The organism is Rhodococcus huquni (genome assembly GCF_055231055.1).
The window spans coordinates 205,792-223,132 of sequence record NZ_JBUYWE010000005.1 but is presented as its reverse complement, the minus strand read 5'-3'; the positions used below and the strand labels follow the sequence as shown (position 1 = coordinate 223,132).

The window sequence follows — 17,341 nt, the reverse complement described above, 5'->3', positions numbered from 1 at the left end:
CGAACGCAAGAAGTGAGGGGGAGCCGGACCGGCTCCCCCTCACTTCTGCATTTCGTTCGAGATTCTCCGAAGGCTTCGGTCAGAAGCGCGGGTGATCTCCAGCCAGCACGGCGCGCACAGCGGACGCGTCCTGCGCCTTCTTGACGCTGCCGAGAGTCCAGCACTCGATGTGCCGGGCCGTGAGCACCGCGAGAGCGCGATCGACGTCCTCCGGCGCAACGATGGCCACCATGCCGACGCCCATGTTGAACGTCTGCTCCATCTCGGCACGCTCGACCCGACCACGCTGGGCGATCATCGCGAAAATGGCCGCAGGACTCCAGGTACCGCGGTCGAGTTCCGCAACGAGTCCCTTGGGCATCACGCGAGCGAGATTGTTCGCGAGGCCACCGCCGGTGACGTGGCAGAACGTGCGCACGTCGGTCTCGGCGGCAAGCGCGAGGCAGTCCTTGGCATAGATCTTGGTCGGCTCGAGCATCTCTTCACCGAGCGTGCGACCGAACTCGTCGACGTGCGCGGTGAGGCTCATCCGGTCGATGTCGAGGAGAACCTTGCGGGCCAGCGAGTAGCCGTTCGAGTGCAGCCCGGATGCCCCCATGCCGATGACGACGTCACCGGGGCGCACGCGGTCGGGCCCGAGAACCTGGTCGGCCTCCACGACACCGATACCGGTCGCCGACAGGTCGTAGTCGCCGTCGGCCATCACACCGGGATGCTCGGCGGTCTCGCCACCGAGCAGTGCGCAGCCTGCCTGAATGCAGCCCTCGGCGATACCGCCGACCAACTCCGCGACCCGTTCCGGAACCACTCGTCCGACTGCGATGTAATCCTGCAGGAAGAGGGGCTCGGCGCCGCACACCACGAGATCGTCCACGACCATCGCGACGAGGTCGAGTCCGACGGTGTCGTGCTTGTCGAGAGCCTGCGCCACCGCGAGCTTGGTGCCCACTCCATCGGTGGAGGCGGCGAGCAGTGGCTCCTTGTAGTCACCCTTGAGCGAGAACAGGCCGGCGAATCCGCCGAGACCACCCATGACCTCGGGGCGACTGGCCTTCTTCGCCAGCGGCGCGAAGAGCTCCACTGCCCGATCGCCGGCGGCGATGTCCACTCCAGCGGCAGCGTAGGAAGCGCCTGGGCGACTTGTCGGATCCTCGGTCATGCGGTTGTTACTCCAGCCTCGTGTTGCTCGTCGAAAAGGAAGATTGCGGCGCGTTCGGCCAGCCGATCGCGCTCTTACGGTACCGGAGGAGGTCTGGCCTGCTGCCGTGTCCGTCGAACTCGGTAACTGCGAAACGCTACGGGCGACTCAGGGCGTCGGCGTTGTCGTTCACCCGAGTGGCAGCCGAACCGGCGGTGCTGTCGAGCATGCCTTCCAGAACGTTCTTGCCGATCGCGGTCTCGGTGGGCAGGGCGATCGGGTACTCACCGTCGAAGCAGGCGGCACACAGCCGACTCGACGGCTGCTCGGTTGCCGCGACCATGCCGTCGATGGAGATGTAACCGAGAGTGTCCGCGCCGACCGAACGTCGAACGCCTTCGAGCATCTCGTCGAAGCTGGTCGGACCATCGGTGGTGCTACCTGCGCCGTTGGCGATGAGCTCCGCGGGTGAGGCGAAGTCGATCCCGTAGAAGCACGGCCATTTCACGGGAGGCGAGGCGATACGGACGTGGATCTCGAGCGCACCGGCCTCACGGAGCATCCGGATGAGAGCCCGCTGGGTGTTGCCACGAACGATCGAATCGTCCACGACGACCAGCCGCTTGCCGCGGATGACTTCTTTCAGCGGGTTCAGCTTGAGCCGGATGCCGAGCTGGCGAATGGTCTGCGAGGGCTGGATGAAGGTACGCCCGACGTAGGCGTTCTTCATCAGGCCCTGGCCGTAGGGGATGCCGGAGCCCTGTGCGTAACCCACTGCGGCCGGTGTGCCTGATTCCGGCACGGGGATCACCAGATCGCCCTCGGCGGGATGCTCGCGGGCGAGGCGGCGTCCGATCTCGACCCGGGTGGAGTGCACCGACCGACCGGCGATCACGCTGTCCGGTCGTGCGAGGTAGACGTACTCGAACACGCAACCCTTGGGCTCGGGATTCGCGAATCGCGACGAACGAACTCCGTCGGCGTCGATCGCGAGCAGCTCGCCGGGCTCGATGTCGCGAACGAACGACGCACCGACGATGTCGAGAGCGGCCGTCTCGCTGGCGACCACCCAACCGCGATCGAGTCGTCCCAGGCACAGCGGTCGGACGCCGTGCGGGTCGCGAGCCGCGTACAGGGTGTTCTCGTCCATGAAGGTCAGGCAGAACGCACCGCGCAGAGTCGGCAGGAGCTTCATCGCTGCCTGCTCGATGGTGGTGTCGGTCGCCGCATCCGCGAGGAGTGCACCCACGATGTCGGAGTCGGAAGTGGCGCCGCCAGGGCGCTTGCTGTCCACGAGGCCGGCTGCGCGTGCTCGTTCAGCGAGCTCGGCGGTGTTCACCAGGTTGCCGTTGTGGCCGAGAGCGAGCCCACTGCCCGCTGCAGTCGGCCGGAAGATCGGCTGCGCGTTCTCCCAGGTAGTGGATCCGGTCGTGGAATATCGACAATGGCCGACTGCCACGTGACCGGGCATTGCGGCAAGGGTCTGCTCGTCGAACACCTGACTGACCAGACCGAGATCTTTGAAGACGAGCACCTGGGAGCCGTCGGCGACGGCAATGCCCGCAGCCTCCTGACCACGGTGCTGCAGCGCATAGAGGGCGTAATAAGAGAGCTTGGCCACATCCTCGCCGGGGGCCCACACACCGAATACCCCGCATTCTTCGCGGGGCTCGTTCTCGTCCTCGTCGAGCGGAGTCGAGGTGAGGAGATTCGGACTGTTGACCGACAGGTCGGCTCGAGTCACCGGGCGCTCCCTTTAGTGGCTGGGCTGGGGGGCATGCAACAGTCTACGGGCTGCGAGGCACTCCCCGCGCCAAGGGTGTCGGGCAACACTTCCACGATGCACCCGAGGTCATCCACGACGGCGCTCACAGCGGAAGCAACGGCAACCAGTGAGCGACGTCGGACGCTCGACTCCCGGAGGCCACGATGCGCCCGTCTCCGACGGCTGCATCGAACTCGAGCAAGCCGGTCACGATCGACAGCCACGTTCGAGGATCCGTCTCGACGACGTTGGGTGGCGTGCCCCGAGTATGCCTGGGCCCCTCGATGCACTGCACCGCAACGAACGGCGGGACTCGCACCTCGACACTCGACCCCGGGGCCACCTGTTCGAGAGTCCTCGCGCTCAGGCGCACAGCCGCGGCGAGACGATCACGGGGCGGACGAGGTTGTTCGTCGTTGCGCAACCAGTCCGCGACATCGTGGATCGCCGCCCGGAACTCTGCGGGATCTGCGGCGCGACGTGGAGGCATACGTCCAATCTACTGCGGCCCCGCCCGGAGGGCTCCGCCGATACCGGCCGTAAGGAGGGCTCCGCCGACGTTGACGGTGAGATGCAGCAGCGCGGGTGCGACCACGCTGCCGCTGCGGGTGCGGAGTCCCTCGAACAGCACTGCGGAAGCTGCGGTGAACGAGACGGTGCCGAGGACGTTGTCGCCCGCGGCCCGGGCCGGATGGACGTGCCAGAGGCCGAAGGCAGCGGCGTGGATCGCGATCGCGTGGTTTCTCCGCCAGTTCGACCGCAGGGACGCCGACAGCACGCTGCGGAACATCAGTTCCTCTGCCAGCACCGTCCCGACCGGGATGTGCAGCAGCAGCCATTCACCGAAGTCACCGCGCGGGGTGGATCGGCGCAGCCTCGAACGCGCACTCGGGATCGCAGACGCCAGCGCCATTACAGCCGCCGGTACCGCCGAAGCGAGAACGCCGATTCGGATGCCATCGAGTATCCGCCCCGCCGACAGCCCGAGTTCCCTCGACCGGTGCCGCGTCGCGGCCGCCGCTGTAAGTCCGACGCCGACAGCTCCGTTGACGAGCGCCCGGCGGCGAGCCGGCAATCGCAGACGCGGCAAGACCACGTTGTTCCACCCCACCAGGGCGACGGCCAACGCGAGCGAGCCCACTCGGCTCACTTCTCCGGGCCCTCCGTGTCACGAAGGATGTCGAGTTCGGCACGCACACGCTCGGTGTCCGCGGGGGTCCAGCCCTCCGGCTGCGCCACGGTCACCCAGCCGTCCAGCACGAGGGAGCCGTAGTTGTGTCCGTGCCCGTCCGGAACTCCGGCCGCGTTCGTGAGATCGGCGGACACCTGCCAGAACGTCACGAACGGGAACCACTTCATGGATGCGCTGCGGTCGAAGCCTGGTGTTTCCTTCAACCAGTCCGGCCGGCTGAACATCAGGTCGGGTGACCACCACACCACCGGGTCCGACGGGTGCTGGACGTACAGAATCCGTGGTGGCAGCCACTCGCCCTGCTCGTCGTGGAGGTCACGCGCGTCGTCCGCGAACCGAACGGTCAGCCCGCTCGCATACTCCGGCTCCACCTCGGACGTCCCGGGGTCGCGCCGGGCGATGAGCTGACTCCACAAGCGATTCGAGTTCGGTGGGCCCACCCACAGCACCCCGTCGACGGTGCTGCGAATGTCGGAGACGGTGTCGAAAGCGCCCTCACCTGCCTGCGTTCCGAGACTCTCGCCGTAGACCAACAATTTGGGCCGCGTAGCTTCCGGCTCCTGCAGCCACCTCTCGTGAATCCGGTCGATCAGTTCCTTGCCCGCTGCCTGGGCCTTGTCGCGGTCGGCGAGAAAGGAGATCCAGCTCGGCAGGAACGAGTACTGGCTGGCGACCAGCGCGCTGTCGCCGTTGTGAACGAGTTCGATCGCCTGGGCGGCCGTCGGGTTGACCCAGCCGGTACCCGTTGTCGGAATGACGACGAGCACACTGCGATCGAAGGCGCCCGTACGCTCGAGTTCGTCGATCACCACGTCCATCCTGGCGTCGGAATCCTCTGCGGTGTCGAGTCCCGCGTACACGCGGATCGGTTCCTTCGCGGGAGTCTCGTTGACCTCGGACAGTTCTCGGGCATCCAACCCGCGCGAAACGAAATTTCGGCCTTCGAAGCCGAGGGAATCCCACGACGCCTCGGACTGCGGACTTCCCGACTTCTCGGGCGCCGTCGGCTGATCTGCACCGTCCCTCGTGGTGGTGTTCTGCAGACTGAATATCTGGTTCGTGCCGGCATAGATTCCGCGGACGAGCACGCCGTCCACGAGGAGAACCGCTGCCACGACGACGACGGCGACGGCGATCGTGGTCGCTACCGGTATCGACAAGCGCAGGCGTCGGATCAAGCGGGCGGCAATCGCACGCACGATCTCGCGCATGCCTCGCCACGTCAGCACGATCGCGGCAGCTACCAGCAGGCTGAGTCCGCCGGTGCGGATGTATCCGGACGTGGTCGTGCCTTCCGCGCCCATCAACGTCGCGATATGACGCTGCCACCCGGCCGAATACACCAGCACGACGACCGACACCGACACGGAGCTCACCACCGTGAACACCCGCAGACCTGTGCCCCACGGTTCGGGCAGCGGCCACCAGCGACGACCGTTCAGGAACCACCGATGTGCGGCCTTGCTGACCAGAACGCCCACGGCATACCCGATCGCAGCGTTGATTCCCCCGATCAGGCCTTGGAACAGCCAGTCACGCGGAAGCAACGACGGGGTGAGCGACCAGCAGAAGAACAGCGCCGCGAAGGCGATGCCGGTGAAGTCGAGGCGCAGGCGATCCCACACTCGGTCGAGCACCGGGCCGTGCAGGCGCGCCGGGTCGGCAAGCCTCGGGAAGACCCGAGGATTGGCGTCACGCTTCGACAGCAGACCCGGCGCGGCCACGCATCATCCGAACAGCGTCGGAAGAGTTCCTTCGTGCGCCTTCCGGAGCTCGTCGAGTGTGAGCGAGAACTGACCCTGAATCTCCACGGAGTCACTCCCCTCGTCGACCACACCGATACGCACCCACGGAAGGTTACGGGCGGTGCACATACCCGTAAAGCGAGTTTCTTCGGTCCGCGGGACCGCGACCAAGACCCGGCCTGCGGACTCGGAGAAGAGCGTCACGAACGGGTCTGCATCCTCGGGAAGCAGCACCCGGCAACCGGTCTCACCCGCGAGTGCTGCCTCGATCACGGCTTGCGCCAGACCACCTTCGGAAAGGTCGTGGGCGGCCGTGACGAGTCCGTCCCGGGAACCGGCGAGCAGGATGTCGGCGAGCAACTGCTCGCGCTGCAGATCCACCTTCGGCGGAACGCCGCCGAGGTGATCGTGTTCGACCTGCGACCAGATGGAACCGTCGAACTCGTCGTGAGTGTCGCCCAGCAGGATCAGCGTCTCCCCCGGCTCCAGGCCGATTCCGGTCGGGATGCGGCGGTGCACGTCGTCGATCACACCGAGGACGGCAACGACCGGAGTCGGATGAATCGCGGTCGAGCCGGTCTGGTTGTAGAAGCTGACGTTGCCGCCCGTGACGGGGATGCCGAGTTCGGCGCAGCCGTCCGCCAGTCCGCGCACGGCCTGCTGGAACTGCCACATGACGCCCGGGTCTTCCGGAGAACCGAAGTTGAGGCAGTTGCTGACGGCCTTCGGGGTGGAGCCGGTGACCGCAACGTTGCGGAACGCCTCGGCAAGCGCCAGCCTCGCACCGTTGTACGGGTCGAGAGCGGTGTACCGGCCCGACGCGTCCGTGGCCAAGGCGATACCGCGGCCGGTCTTCTCGTCCACCCGAATCACACCCGAGTCCGCCTGCTCGGCGAGAACGGTGTTGCCGCGCACGTACCTGTCGTACTGCTCGGTGATCCACTTGCGGCTGCACAACGCCGGCGAGGAGATCATCTTCAGCAGCGTGGCCCGGAGCTCGTCCGCGGTCTCGGGTCGCTTCAGGTCCTTCGTGGTGTTCGCGATCAGCGCGTCCTGCGAATCGGGACGCTGCACCGGCCGCTCGTACACGGGACCTTCGTGCGCAACTGTGCGCGGGGGAACATCGACGACGGTCTCGCCGTGCCAGTCGATGACGAGGTGCTCGCCGTCGGTGACCTCACCGATCACGGTGGCGAGAACGTCCCACTTCTTGCAAACCGCCATGAACGCATCGACGTTCTCGGGCGTCACCACGGCGCACATGCGCTCCTGCGACTCGCTCGAGAGCACCTCCGCGGCGGTCATGCCGGTGGCTCGCATCGGAACCTGCTCGAGGTTGATGTGCATGCCGCCGTCACCGGCCGCAGCCAACTCCGACGTGGCACAGGAGAGCCCGGCACCGCCGAGGTCCTGAATACCGACGACCAGGCGTTCGCGGTACAAGTCGAGGCAGCACTCGATGAGGACCTTCTCGGTGAAGGGGTCACCCACCTGGACTGCCGGCAGCTTCTTCGGGCGGCCGCCATCCGCGGACTCGTCGAACGTCTCCGACGCCAGCACGGAGACGCCGCCGATGCCGTCGAGACCGGTGCGCGCGCCGAACAGGATGATCTTGTTACCCGCACCGGAAGCGAAGGCGAGGTGAAGGTCCTCGACGCGCATGGCACCGGCACAGAGTGCGTTGACGAGGGGGTTACCGGCGTACGACGCGTCGAACACCGTCTCACCGCCGACGTTGGGGAGGCCGAGCGAGTTGCCGTAGCCGCCCACGCCGCGCACCACACCGTCGACGACCCGCCTGGTGTCGGGCGCATCTGCCGCACCGAACCGGAGCTGATCCATGACCGCGATCGGACGCGCACCCATCGCCATGATGTCGCGGACGATGCCGCCGACGCCCGTGGCCGCACCCTGGTAGGGCTCGACGTACGACGGGTGGTTGTGGCTCTCGACCTTGAACGTGACGGCCCAGCCGTCACCGATGTCGACGACACCGGCGTTCTCTCCGATACCCGCGAGCATCGAGGACCGCATCTCGTCCGTGGTGGTCTCGCCGAAGTACTTGAGGTGAACCTTCGAGGACTTGTAGGAGCAGTGCTCGCTCCACATCACCGAGTACATCGCGAGCTCGGCATCCGTCGGACGGCGACCGAGGATCTCCTTGACGCGGGCGTACTCGTCGTCCTTGAGGCCCAGCTCTTTGAACGGCTGGTCCACATCTGGGGTGTCGACTGCGTGCGTGACGGTATCTACCTGCGGAGACACTGGGCGTGGGGTCCCTTCCCTGTGGGGATCGAACGGCAGGCTCGGCGTCGCGCTGCCTGCACGAAGTCTAGCCGGATGAGCGCGAGGGATCGCCGTCGCATCATCCGGTGGGTGTCAGGAACGCCGCGAGGGCGTCCGAGTAGGCGCGAACGTCCCACGCCCCCATGAGTTCGCGAGACGAATGCATGCCGAGTTGCGCCGCCCCCACGTCGACCGTCGACAGGCCGGTGCGCGAGGCGGTGATGGGCCCGATCGTCGAGCCACACGGCAGGTCGGCGCGGTGCACGTAGCGCTGCAGTGGCACGCCGGCCTGATCGCAGGCCACCGCGAAAGCGCCGGCCCCAGCCGAGTCGGTGGCGTAGCGAAGATTCTGGTTGACCTTCAGAACGGGGCCACCGTTGACGGCGATCCGGTGAGCAGGCTCGTGACGGTCCGGGTAGTTGGGATGCGTGGCATGGGCCATATCGCCCGAGGCACACACCGAACCGGCCATGACCTGCAAGAACTCCTCACGGCCGCCGCCACGACCGATCACGATCCGCTCGAGGACCGTGCTCAACAGATCAGAAAAAGCGCCGCGGTCGGACATGCTGCCGACCTCTTCGTGGTCGAAGAGGGCGAGGACGGGAACGTGGTCGCCGGGAAATTCGGCGGCGGCGAGCAGCGCCTGGGTTCCGGCATAGCAGGTGCCCTGATTGTCGAGGCGAGGCGCGCTGACGAGGCTCTCGTCGGTGCCCACCACTGTGCTGGGCGCCAGATCGTGTGTCATCAGTTCCCACCCGAGAACGGTGTCCGCCGGGACCTCTGCCTTCTCGGCGACGAACTCTATGAACGAGCGCGCCTCGGAGCCCACGCCCCACACCGCATTGACGTGCCGTTGCGGATCGAGGTGCACACCCTTGCGGTCCTCCGACAGGTGAATGGCGAGTTGCGGAACGCGGAGGATCGGTTCGTCGACGCGCACGAGTTTCTCTTCGACGGTGTTGCCGACGCGCACGCTGATACGACCCGAGATACCGAGATCGCGATCGAGCCACGAGTTGAGCCACGCTCCCCCGTACGGCTCGAGGCCGACCATCTGCCACCCCGCGGACACCAGGTCCGGGTGTTGTTTCACCCGAAGGTTGGGGCTGTCGGTGTGGCCACCCACGATCCGGAACGGAGCCGTTCTGTTCACCCGCTCGGTGCTCCACGCGATGAGCGATCCACCGCGAACGAGGTAGTACTTGCCCGGTTCGGTCGGCCACGACTCGCGTTCGTCGAGGCGGGTGAATCCCGCTCCCTCGAGCATCACCGACACGGTGGCGCACACGTGGAACGGGGACGGCGATGCGTCGACGAAGGTACAGAGTCCTCGGGCGTCGGCCCACGTGGTGGAAGACATGCCCACATCATGCCCCGCCCCCTTCGGACGAACGCGACGCCCGTCCGATCTGACTGGACGAATGTTCCATTCGTCCAGCGGTGGGCGGGGTGTCAGGCGATTCCGACCAGCCGCAGAGCGGCAGCGGTCACTGCTGCGGACAGGACGACCACCACGAACGGCGCCTTCTTCCACGCCAGGACGCCGGCCACCACAACTCCCAACGGCCGCGCGAACCCGGCGAACTCCTGGTCCTCGGTCACCGCCGACGTCACCGCCACGGCGAACAGAAGCAGCGTGGCCGCAGTGGCCAGCACGGTCTGCACATGCGGTGGGACCCCACGCTTGCGCAAGGCCGGACCGGCGTATCGAAACGCAAAGGTCCCCAGGGCCAGAACCGCCACGGCCACCAGCAACGGCCCGATCGCGAGCGTCATCGGAACACCCGCCTCGGGACCAGCACCAGCAATCCGGCCAGTGCCAAAAGGACCGGGAGTCCGACGGGAAGGAACGGCGTCAGCATCAGCGCGATTCCGGCACCCACCAGCGCGGGCCGACGGGTGTCCGTCTCACGCAGAGCGGGCATCACCAGCGCGAGCAGCACTGCAGGGAACATCGCGTCGAGACCCAATGCAGCTGTATCGGCAGCGATATCGCCCCCGCCGAGGAGTCCGCCACCGAGCGCTCCGATTGCCGCACCGATCGGCCAGCAGATCAGAATCCCGATACCGCAGATCCAATAGGCGGCCCGCTTGCGATGTTCTTCGCGCTCGCCCAGCGCGAAGACGACGGACTCGTCGTTCATGAGATGGCTGCCGGCAAGGCGCGTCTTGCCGCTTCCGACGACATTTCCCACTGCGAGACCGAACGGCAGGTGGCGAGCGTTCACGACCAGACCCGCGACCGTCGCCGCCGCCAGGCTTCCGCCGGAAGCCACGATGCCGACGAACAAGAATTCGGATGCGCCGGCCAACACCACGACGCTGAGCAGAATCGGCACCCAGATCTCGAGTCCCGAACTGACTGCGATCGCGCCGTACGAGATGCCGACGATTCCGTCCGCAAGACACACCAGTGCGATGTTTCGCACCAGAGACTTGTCGGCTGTTCGCCACATCGAACGCATAGACTTTATGGTGAACAGATTCAGTGTGTTCGTCAAGCCGAACAGACGACCGATGGAGCGAACATGACGGATGGAAACGCCCCGCTCGAGGTGATCGCCACGTCCCTCAAGCGCGAACGTGCCCGCGCGGGTCTCTCACTCACCGAGGTGGCCCGACGGGCGGGTGTCGCGAAGTCCACCCTTTCTCAGCTCGAGTCCGGAACCGGCAACCCGAGCGTCGAAACCCTGTGGGCACTATGCGTGGCGCTGGACGTCCCCTTCGCGCACATCGTCGACCCGCCCAAGCCCCGCGTGCACGTGATCCGCGCAGGCGAAGGACCGGGCGTTGCCTCCGAAAAGGCTGCCTACCGGGCGACGCTCGTCTCCTCGTGCCCACCGAACGCGCGCCGTGACGTGTACCGCATCGATGCGGAGCCGGGCCCGGGACGTAAATCGGACCCCCACATGCACGGCCTCGTCGAGCACGTAGTCATGGGAGCGGGCCGTGCGCTCGTCGGGGTCGCCGACGACCCGGTCGAGCTCGGACCGGGCGACTACATCGCCTACCCCGGCGACGTTCCACACATCTTCCGCGCACTCGACCCGGGAACGCACGCGGTGTTGATCTCCGAACACACCTGACGGATCAGCCGGGCACTGCGTCTTCGATGATTTCCACAGCACGCGCCGCGCCGCCGGCCTCCCGCAGTTCGGCCGCCAGCTCGGCGCTGCGCCCACGGGTCGACTCGGAAGCGATCTGCGCCAAAGCTTCCCGCAATTCGGCGACCGTCGCCACGTCTGCGTCGAGTCGCACCCCCACGCCAGCAGCAACCAACGCATCCGCGTTCTCGAACTGATCCACCGCCTGCGGGACCGCGATCATCGGCGTCCCCGTGAACATCCCTTCGCTCGAACCACCCATCCCGGCATGAGTGACGAACGCGTCCGCCTGGCGCAGGATGTCGAATTGGGGCACCCAACGATGTACCTCGAAGTTCGCCGGAATCGGGCCCAACAGATCGGCATCCACCTGTCGGCCTATCTGCAGCACGACGTGCCAGTCGGTCAGCGTCCCGAACGCCTCGATACACCGCTGATAGAACTCGACCTTGTCGGTGTACGCCGTACCGAGCGAGATCAGCAGAACGTTCCGCGCATCGGACGGGCGGGTCCATTCACCGTCGCCCGACCTGCTGGTCGGCAACGCCGGGCCCACGAAGGTGTACACCGACTCGTTCACGCGATCCGCATTGGGCTGCAAGGACTTTGCCACCAGGACGACCGCGCGTTCCGGCCGTCCGAAGAACTGATCGGCGGGCATGGTCACACCGTTGTCGACCAGAAACTTCGCCTGCCGCGCGTAGTAGGCGGCACCACGCGGGTCGGCTCTCATCTCGTCGAGTATGGGAGCCATGTCCTCCTCATACCCCTCCCACGCCACGTAGGTCGGCGAGAGCTGCACGATCGGAATCCCCCACTCCTCGGCCAGAATTCGCGCCGGCCCACCTGCAATGTCATAGAGGAACAGGTCCGGCTTGTCGTTCTCGTAGTGCTCCCGAAGCTGCGGGAGCATCGATTCGTATTCCTCTTGGAACAACGTCAACGCGTCGATCGCATCGCCGTCCCAGGACTTCTCCTTCGAGTCCTCGGTCGCACCCGAGTGGTTGATCTTGGGCAAGGTGGACTCGAACGGCCGCAACTCGGCGCCCGTCGCGGCGATGACGGACTCCATCGACGGATCGTTGGCATACGTCACGCGATAACCACGCCCCACCAACTCCCTGATGATCTCGAGGCTCGGGTTCACATGCCCCGGCGCGGGAATGCTGACCATCGCTATGTGTTTACGGGACATCGGGAACACCTTTCACCAATCGAGACGCATCGTCTCGACCTACCATCTCAGCGCTTTTGCGCTCTGTCGATGGAATATTCCGCCCTCGCTCCGTGAACTACTGCTCGTGTGAAACCGACGGCATTTCTATCCCACGTTCGGTGAAGACTTGCTTTGCCACATTCAGGCCGTTCACGGTTCGGGGATGCCCTGCGTACAGCGCGACGTGAATGATCGCTTCGACGATCTCGGTAGGCGTGACGCCCACGTTGAGGGCGCCACGTATGTGCGTCGCCAGCTGTGGTTCGGCGCCACCGATCGCGGTGAGCACACCCACATTGAGGAGCTGGCGTTGCGGCAGACTCAGACCCTCGCGGCCGTAGATGTCGGCGAACCCTGCTTCGACGACGTAGCGCCCGAAATCGGGACTGAGACGGTCGAACGCGTCGCGGATATCGGTGGCTGCCTGCGGTCCCTGAACGGACTCCATCAGCTCGACGCCCCGGTCATATCTTTCTGTGGTCACAGGAATTCCTCTCGAGGGAGATCGGTGGTTACGCGTTGCTGCACTGCGGTTTCGGCGTCGACCGGGATCCCCGTCACTCGCCGTTGCAGTCATGCATGAACGGTACGAGTTGGAGCGCACTCCAACGCAAGTCTGCTCGAGGAAATACCCGGTGAACTCGGGTAGTCCTACTCAGGAATCGATTCGCCGGTCACGTCAGGCTGATTCCCATGACACCGACGCCATCGACCAAGACCACTTCCGCCTACTTCTTTCAGGCCGCGTTGGCCTTCGCCGTCAGTCTCGGCGGTTCGCTACTCGGGATCGCGTATCTCCCGATCGACGCCTGGCAGCGAGCTTTTCTCGCGATGACCCTGCTATTCCTCGTCACCAGCGCTTTCACACTCGCGAAGGTCGTCCGTGACCAGCAGGAAGTGTCGAGTGTGCTGGGCCGAGTCGACGAAGCACGGCTCGAGAAGTTGATCGCGGAACACGACCCGTTCAAATCCGCGGCGTGACCGGTTCGCCGGGTCCGACGGAGGGGTTCGGATCCGGCGCCGGGAGCGTGCACGCAGTATCGATTCCCAGCACGTGATTGAGCCGGCCGAACGCCAACCACGACCCGATGGCCATCGACAGTTCCACGACTTCAGCCTGGGTGTAGTGCTCGAACATCCTCGCCCAGAATTCGTCGTCCAGATTGTGGTGGTCGACCGCATACCGCTCTGCGTATTCGGCGGCCAGCCTGGTGCGCGCGTCGAACTCGTCGGTCGTTCGCCAGGCAGACACCGCCTCCGCGAAACCGTCGTCCACCTTCTCGCCGTCGCGATCCGTACGCCAGTCCAGACAGAAGATGCACCCGTTGATCTGCGCGATGCGAAGCCGGGCGGCCTCGAACTCACGCAAGCCGAGGGTCGTGTGGGCATACACCGACATCGAGAACTGCGAAGCCGCGATTCCGATCTCGGGCACCATCTCGCCCCACACGTACCCGACGGGGTCCTTGCCTTCCGGCACATCGATTCTCATGATTTCTTCCTTCCGAGTTTGCCCACCGCCGGACGCAACGGCACGTCCAGCGCGTCGTAGAGTCCGGGAGGTGAATCGAAGAGCCAATCGATTGCATTGACCAAACGCCCTACCGCGGTGGCATTTCCGCCTGCCGACCTACTTCCGCCTTCGTCGGTGGCTTCCACGGTCACCTCGATGTGTGGGCGCCCTTCGACCACCACCCGGTGCGCGCCGTCGCCGTCGGGCGGCATCGGCCAGTCGGGTGCGCACGAGGGATGAATCCGGGTGACGTGCTCGATCACGATGAGCGGTTCACCATCGACGATTCCCTGCACCTCGAAGCGCAAGGCCCCCTGTGTACCGGCTTCGAACTCCCCCATCGTGGCGGTGCCGACCGTCGTCTCGAGAGCGCGTCGATCGAGGGTTTCGCGGATCTCGTCGAGTTCGACACCGAGCGCTCGCGCCATCAGACGGACCTGGCCGCCCCACACCATCGTCGGGACGGTCGGCGCAACCATCGGCGGCACGTAGTCCATCGGCTGGCCCATCCCGACGAGATAGCGGACGGAATCAGGCTGGTCGTACGTCGAGTAGTCGAAGATTTCCTGACATCTGACGACGTCGATGGTCGACGCCAGACCGCTGAGCAGAAGTGGAAGTACGTCGTTGCCCCAGCCTGGGTCCACCCCCGACACGAACAGCGATCCACCACCCGCTGATATCGCGGAGTGGACGGGTTCCGTCACCTCGGCGGGGGCGCTGCGGTGGTCGTACAGCGCATACAGCGCCGGCGTGACGACAATTGCCCCGTACTCGATCGCACGAAGGATATCGGCGAGTGCTTCGTCCGGACGAACTTCGCCGGAGGCGGCGTAGACGACGGCCTCGGGTTCGGTTGCGAGCACCGCGTCGACGTCGTCGGTCGCGGCCACACCGAGCGGATGCCCCAGTCCTGCGAGATCTCCGGCGTCACGCCCGACTTTGTCAGGGTTGTGCACGACTACGGCAGACAGTGTCAGCGCCGGGTTGGCGACCACCGCACGGATGGCCGCCCGGCCGACGTTTCCGGTCCCCCAGACGACGGTGCCGATCATGAGACCGACGCTACCGAACTAGAACAGGTTCCCGAGGTTGATCAGGCATTCTCATCATTGATCGACACCGTGACGCAGCATCGACCCTCTTCGGGTCGCAGCCGAGCCAGACAGCCATCGAATCGCCCTGAATCCAGCACCCCTTCCATCAGTTCGAGATTCATTCCGCACACCAGTTCGGTATGAGTGCTCGAGATCGCGTGAAACGGACAGTTGACCATGCTGATCTCGGCATTTTCGTAACGAGGTTCGTATCCGCAGCCTTCGAGGCTGTCGAGCAATCCCGCCAGACCAGGCTCTGCCGACGCCCCCAACTCGGCGCCGAACTCGCGGGCGCGACGCCGCAACGCCTTACGCGGCGATTCACCTGTGCCGTCCGCATCTTCGATGGCACATGCGAGGAGTCGACCGATCAACTCGTAGGCCCGCTCGGGTAGCTGGACGGATACTTCACGATTCGAACGACGGTAGAGCTTGGACGGTCTACCTGCCCCCGGCCCGGACCGGCCGTCTCGCCGTGCGAACTCGACACTCAACAGGCCTTCGTCCGCGAGTTTGTCGAGGTGAAACGCAGCGGTCTGACGGTTGATCCCCAGTTCTCGTGCAGCGTCGTCACGTCCGACCGCCGCACTCTGCCTTCGGACGTAGTCGTACAGACGACGCCGTATCGGCTCGTCGAGAACAGAGACAGCGGCAACCTCCGACTGCAAGTTTGCGTCCATGCCCCCATTGTAAAACTAACTTTCGTTGACTAAACGAGGAGCCAGATTCTATAGTTAGAATTATTCATTTTTAGAAGGAGCGCGCCATGTTCACCAACGCAGATCCGCAGACCGAAAGACCGGTCGTCACCATGAAGGACCCCGGATACCAGGCCTTTTTGCTGTTGCGCACCGTATTCACCATCGCGCCGATCGTCTTCGGTCTCGACAAATTCGCCAACGTCATGACGGACTGGCCGCAGTATCTCGCCCCGTGGATCGACCGCATCCTGCCTGGTACCGCACAGCAGGGGATGTACCTGATCGGCGTCATCGAAATCGTCGCCGGCATTGTCGTCGCATTGGCACCGAGAATCGGCGCCTGGGTCGTCGCCGCCTGGCTCGGTGGCATCATCGTCAATCTGTTGACGCTGTCGGGGTACTACGACGTCGCCCTACGGGACTTCGGGCTACTCGTCGGCGCAGTCGCGCTCGCTCGATTGTCGGTGCAGTACCCACGACGCCGCTCCGTCGAACGCTCGAGCTGAGTCGAGTGAAAGAAAGCCCCGCTCATCGTGGTCGACGATGTGCGGGGCTTTCCAGGTTCGGTTCGGTTGCGCCGAACGAGTTATCAGACTGACAGAACGCTTTCGAGAGCCGAGTAGAACATTCCGAGTCCATCATCGCTCGGGCCGGTCAGTGCCTCGGTTGCGTGCTCAGGGTGCGGCATCAAGCCGACGACCCGACCGTTCGCAGACGAGATACCGGCGATGCCACGCTGCGAACCGTTCGGGTTGTCGCTCGCGTAGCGGAACACGACACGGCCTTCGCCCTCGAGCTCGTCCAGTACTTCCGTCGACGCTTGGAAGCGTCCTTCACCGGACTTGAGTGGGATCAGAATCTCCGCACCAGGCTCGTAACGAGTGGTCCAGGCAGTCGAGTTGTTCTCGACCTTCAGCCATTCGTCGCGGCAGATGAAGTGCAGGCCCTGGTTGCGAGTGAGCGCGCCGGGCAGAAGACCGGCCTCACACAGCACCTGGAAGCCGTTGCAGATGCCGAGTACCGGCATGCCGCCCTTTGCTGCCTCGACGACCTTGCCCATCACGGGTGCGAAACGCGCGATGGCGCCGGCCCGGAGGTAGTCGCCGTACGAAAAGCCGCCGGGAACGATCACGGCATCGACACCCCCGAGATCGGCATCGCCGTGCCACAGGCTGACGGCTTCGCCGCCGGCCAGGTTCACGGCACGCGCTGCATCGACGTCGTCGAGTGTGCCGGGGAAGGTGATGACTCCGACGCGTGCGCTCATGCCTCGACGCGCCTGACGGTCCAGTCCTCGATCACCGTGTTGGCCAGCAGGGCCTCGGCGATCTTCTCGAGCTGCTCGTCGTCGACGCTGCCGTCGACCTCGAGCTCGAACCGCTTGCCCTGACGAACATCGGTGACCCCGGAGAATCCGAGGCGGGGCAGGGCTCCGGCGATGGCCTGGCCCTGGGGGTCGAGAATCTCGGCCTTGGGCATGACTTCGACGACGACACGGGCCACGTGCTGCTCCTCGGTTGTTGTACTGAGCCGGTAGTTCACCGGACGGGGGCAAGTTTACCGGTCGACCCACCTCGGCCT

The 17,341-nt window shown here is 65.4% G+C and carries 19 protein-coding genes; 3 read left to right on the top strand and 16 right to left on the bottom strand.

The features are described 5' to 3' along the window. Positions 1 to 79: 79 nt before the first annotated feature. The 9 genes from purM to ACZI8R_RS12185 all read right to left on the bottom strand — a co-directional run bounded on the left by purM (position 80) and on the right by ACZI8R_RS12185 (position 10,594). The gene (purM, locus tag ACZI8R_RS12225) at positions 80 to 1,159 is read right to left on the bottom strand and encodes a phosphoribosylformylglycinamidine cyclo-ligase (protein WP_463379886.1); all 1,080 of its coding nucleotides are present in this window, start codon (positions 1,157 to 1,159) and stop codon (positions 80 to 82) included. A gap of 136 nt (positions 1,160 to 1,295) precedes the next feature. Then, a complete protein-coding gene (gene purF / locus ACZI8R_RS12220; RefSeq protein ID WP_463379885.1) occupies positions 1,296 to 2,882 on the bottom strand; it encodes an amidophosphoribosyltransferase in 1,587 nt (528 codons plus the stop codon). A 124-nt stretch (positions 2,883 to 3,006) separates the two neighbouring features. Further along, positions 3,007 to 3,393 carry a sterol carrier family protein gene (locus ACZI8R_RS12215; protein WP_463379884.1) on the bottom strand — a complete coding sequence of 129 codons (387 nt, stop codon included), beginning with the start codon at positions 3,391 to 3,393 and terminating at the stop codon, positions 3,007 to 3,009. Between the two features lie 9 nt (positions 3,394 to 3,402). Continuing rightward, a complete protein-coding gene (locus ACZI8R_RS12210) occupies positions 3,403 to 4,053 on the bottom strand; it encodes a CPBP family glutamic-type intramembrane protease (RefSeq protein WP_463379883.1) in 651 nt (216 codons plus the stop codon). Beyond that, entirely contained in the window at positions 4,050 to 5,819 is a 1,770-nt protein-coding gene (locus ACZI8R_RS12205; RefSeq protein WP_463379882.1) for an alpha/beta hydrolase, read from the bottom strand. Before ACZI8R_RS12205 ends, ACZI8R_RS12210 begins: the two co-directional genes overlap by 4 nt. 3 nt (positions 5,820 to 5,822) lie before the next feature. After that, the gene (purL, locus tag ACZI8R_RS12200) at positions 5,823 to 8,105 is read right to left on the bottom strand and encodes a phosphoribosylformylglycinamidine synthase subunit PurL (RefSeq protein ID WP_463379881.1); all 2,283 of its coding nucleotides are present in this window, start codon (positions 8,103 to 8,105) and stop codon (positions 5,823 to 5,825) included. 100 nt (positions 8,106 to 8,205) lie between these two features. After that, positions 8,206 to 9,489: a M18 family aminopeptidase gene (locus tag ACZI8R_RS12195; RefSeq protein ID WP_463379880.1), complete on the bottom strand. Its 1,284-nt coding sequence runs from the start codon at positions 9,487 to 9,489 to the stop codon at positions 8,206 to 8,208. Between the two features lie 92 nt (positions 9,490 to 9,581). Continuing rightward, positions 9,582 to 9,905, bottom strand: coding sequence for an AzlD domain-containing protein (locus tag ACZI8R_RS12190; protein ID WP_463379879.1), 324 nt, complete (start codon positions 9,903 to 9,905; stop codon positions 9,582 to 9,584). Further along, the gene (locus tag ACZI8R_RS12185) at positions 9,902 to 10,594 is read right to left on the bottom strand and encodes an AzlC family ABC transporter permease (protein WP_463379878.1); all 693 of its coding nucleotides are present in this window, start codon (positions 10,592 to 10,594) and stop codon (positions 9,902 to 9,904) included. Before ACZI8R_RS12185 ends, ACZI8R_RS12190 begins: the two co-directional genes overlap by 4 nt. Before the next feature lie 63 nt (positions 10,595 to 10,657). Here ACZI8R_RS12185 and ACZI8R_RS12180 point away from each other — a divergent pair, with 63 nt between their 5' ends. Continuing rightward, positions 10,658 to 11,215, top strand: coding sequence for a helix-turn-helix domain-containing protein (locus ACZI8R_RS12180; protein WP_463379877.1), 558 nt, complete (start codon positions 10,658 to 10,660; stop codon positions 11,213 to 11,215). Positions 11,216 to 11,219: 4 nt separating this feature from the next. Here the strand turns inward: ACZI8R_RS12180 and ACZI8R_RS12175 are convergent, their stop codons facing one another. Next, entirely contained in the window at positions 11,220 to 12,428 is a 1,209-nt protein-coding gene (locus ACZI8R_RS12175; protein WP_463379876.1) for a macrolide family glycosyltransferase, read from the bottom strand. Positions 12,429 to 12,525: 97 nt separating this feature from the next. Next, the gene (locus ACZI8R_RS12170; RefSeq protein WP_463379875.1) at positions 12,526 to 12,933 is read right to left on the bottom strand and encodes a carboxymuconolactone decarboxylase family protein; all 408 of its coding nucleotides are present in this window, start codon (positions 12,931 to 12,933) and stop codon (positions 12,526 to 12,528) included. 209 nt (positions 12,934 to 13,142) lie between these two features. Here ACZI8R_RS12170 and ACZI8R_RS12165 point away from each other — a divergent pair, with 209 nt between their 5' ends. Continuing rightward, positions 13,143 to 13,430, top strand: a complete 288-nt coding sequence (locus tag ACZI8R_RS12165; protein WP_463379874.1) for a YiaA/YiaB family inner membrane protein — start codon at positions 13,143 to 13,145, stop codon at positions 13,428 to 13,430. Here the strand turns inward: ACZI8R_RS12165 and ACZI8R_RS12160 are convergent. Genes ACZI8R_RS12160 through ACZI8R_RS12150 form a run of 3 tightly spaced genes read right to left on the bottom strand, consistent with a single transcriptional unit; the run spans position 13,414 to position 15,739 of the window. Then, positions 13,414 to 13,941 carry a carboxymuconolactone decarboxylase family protein gene (locus tag ACZI8R_RS12160; protein ID WP_463379873.1) on the bottom strand — a complete coding sequence of 176 codons (528 nt, stop codon included), beginning with the start codon at positions 13,939 to 13,941 and terminating at the stop codon, positions 13,414 to 13,416. The genes ACZI8R_RS12165 and ACZI8R_RS12160 overlap by 17 nt on opposite strands. Next, positions 13,938 to 15,017, bottom strand: a complete 1,080-nt coding sequence (locus ACZI8R_RS12155; RefSeq protein ID WP_463379872.1) for an NAD(P)H-dependent amine dehydrogenase family protein — start codon at positions 15,015 to 15,017, stop codon at positions 13,938 to 13,940. The genes ACZI8R_RS12160 and ACZI8R_RS12155 overlap by 4 nt, the downstream gene beginning before the upstream one ends. 41 nt (positions 15,018 to 15,058) lie before the next feature. After that, positions 15,059 to 15,739, bottom strand: a complete 681-nt coding sequence (locus ACZI8R_RS12150) for a helix-turn-helix transcriptional regulator (protein WP_463379871.1) — start codon at positions 15,737 to 15,739, stop codon at positions 15,059 to 15,061. Positions 15,740 to 15,825: 86 nt separating this feature from the next. Here ACZI8R_RS12150 and ACZI8R_RS12145 point away from each other — a divergent pair, with 86 nt between their 5' ends. Further along, entirely contained in the window at positions 15,826 to 16,266 is a 441-nt protein-coding gene (locus tag ACZI8R_RS12145) for a hypothetical protein (protein WP_463379870.1), read from the top strand. 83 nt (positions 16,267 to 16,349) lie between these two features. Here the strand turns inward: ACZI8R_RS12145 and purQ are convergent, their stop codons facing one another. Further along, positions 16,350 to 17,027 (bottom strand): phosphoribosylformylglycinamidine synthase subunit PurQ, encoded by a 678-nt coding sequence (purQ, locus tag ACZI8R_RS12140; protein ID WP_463379869.1) that lies wholly within the window; start codon positions 17,025 to 17,027, stop codon positions 16,350 to 16,352. Beyond that, positions 17,024 to 17,263 carry a phosphoribosylformylglycinamidine synthase subunit PurS gene (purS, locus tag ACZI8R_RS12135; protein ID WP_463379868.1) on the bottom strand — a complete coding sequence of 80 codons (240 nt, stop codon included), beginning with the start codon at positions 17,261 to 17,263 and terminating at the stop codon, positions 17,024 to 17,026. Before purS ends, purQ begins: the two co-directional genes overlap by 4 nt. Between the last annotated feature and the right edge of the window lie 78 nt (positions 17,264 to 17,341).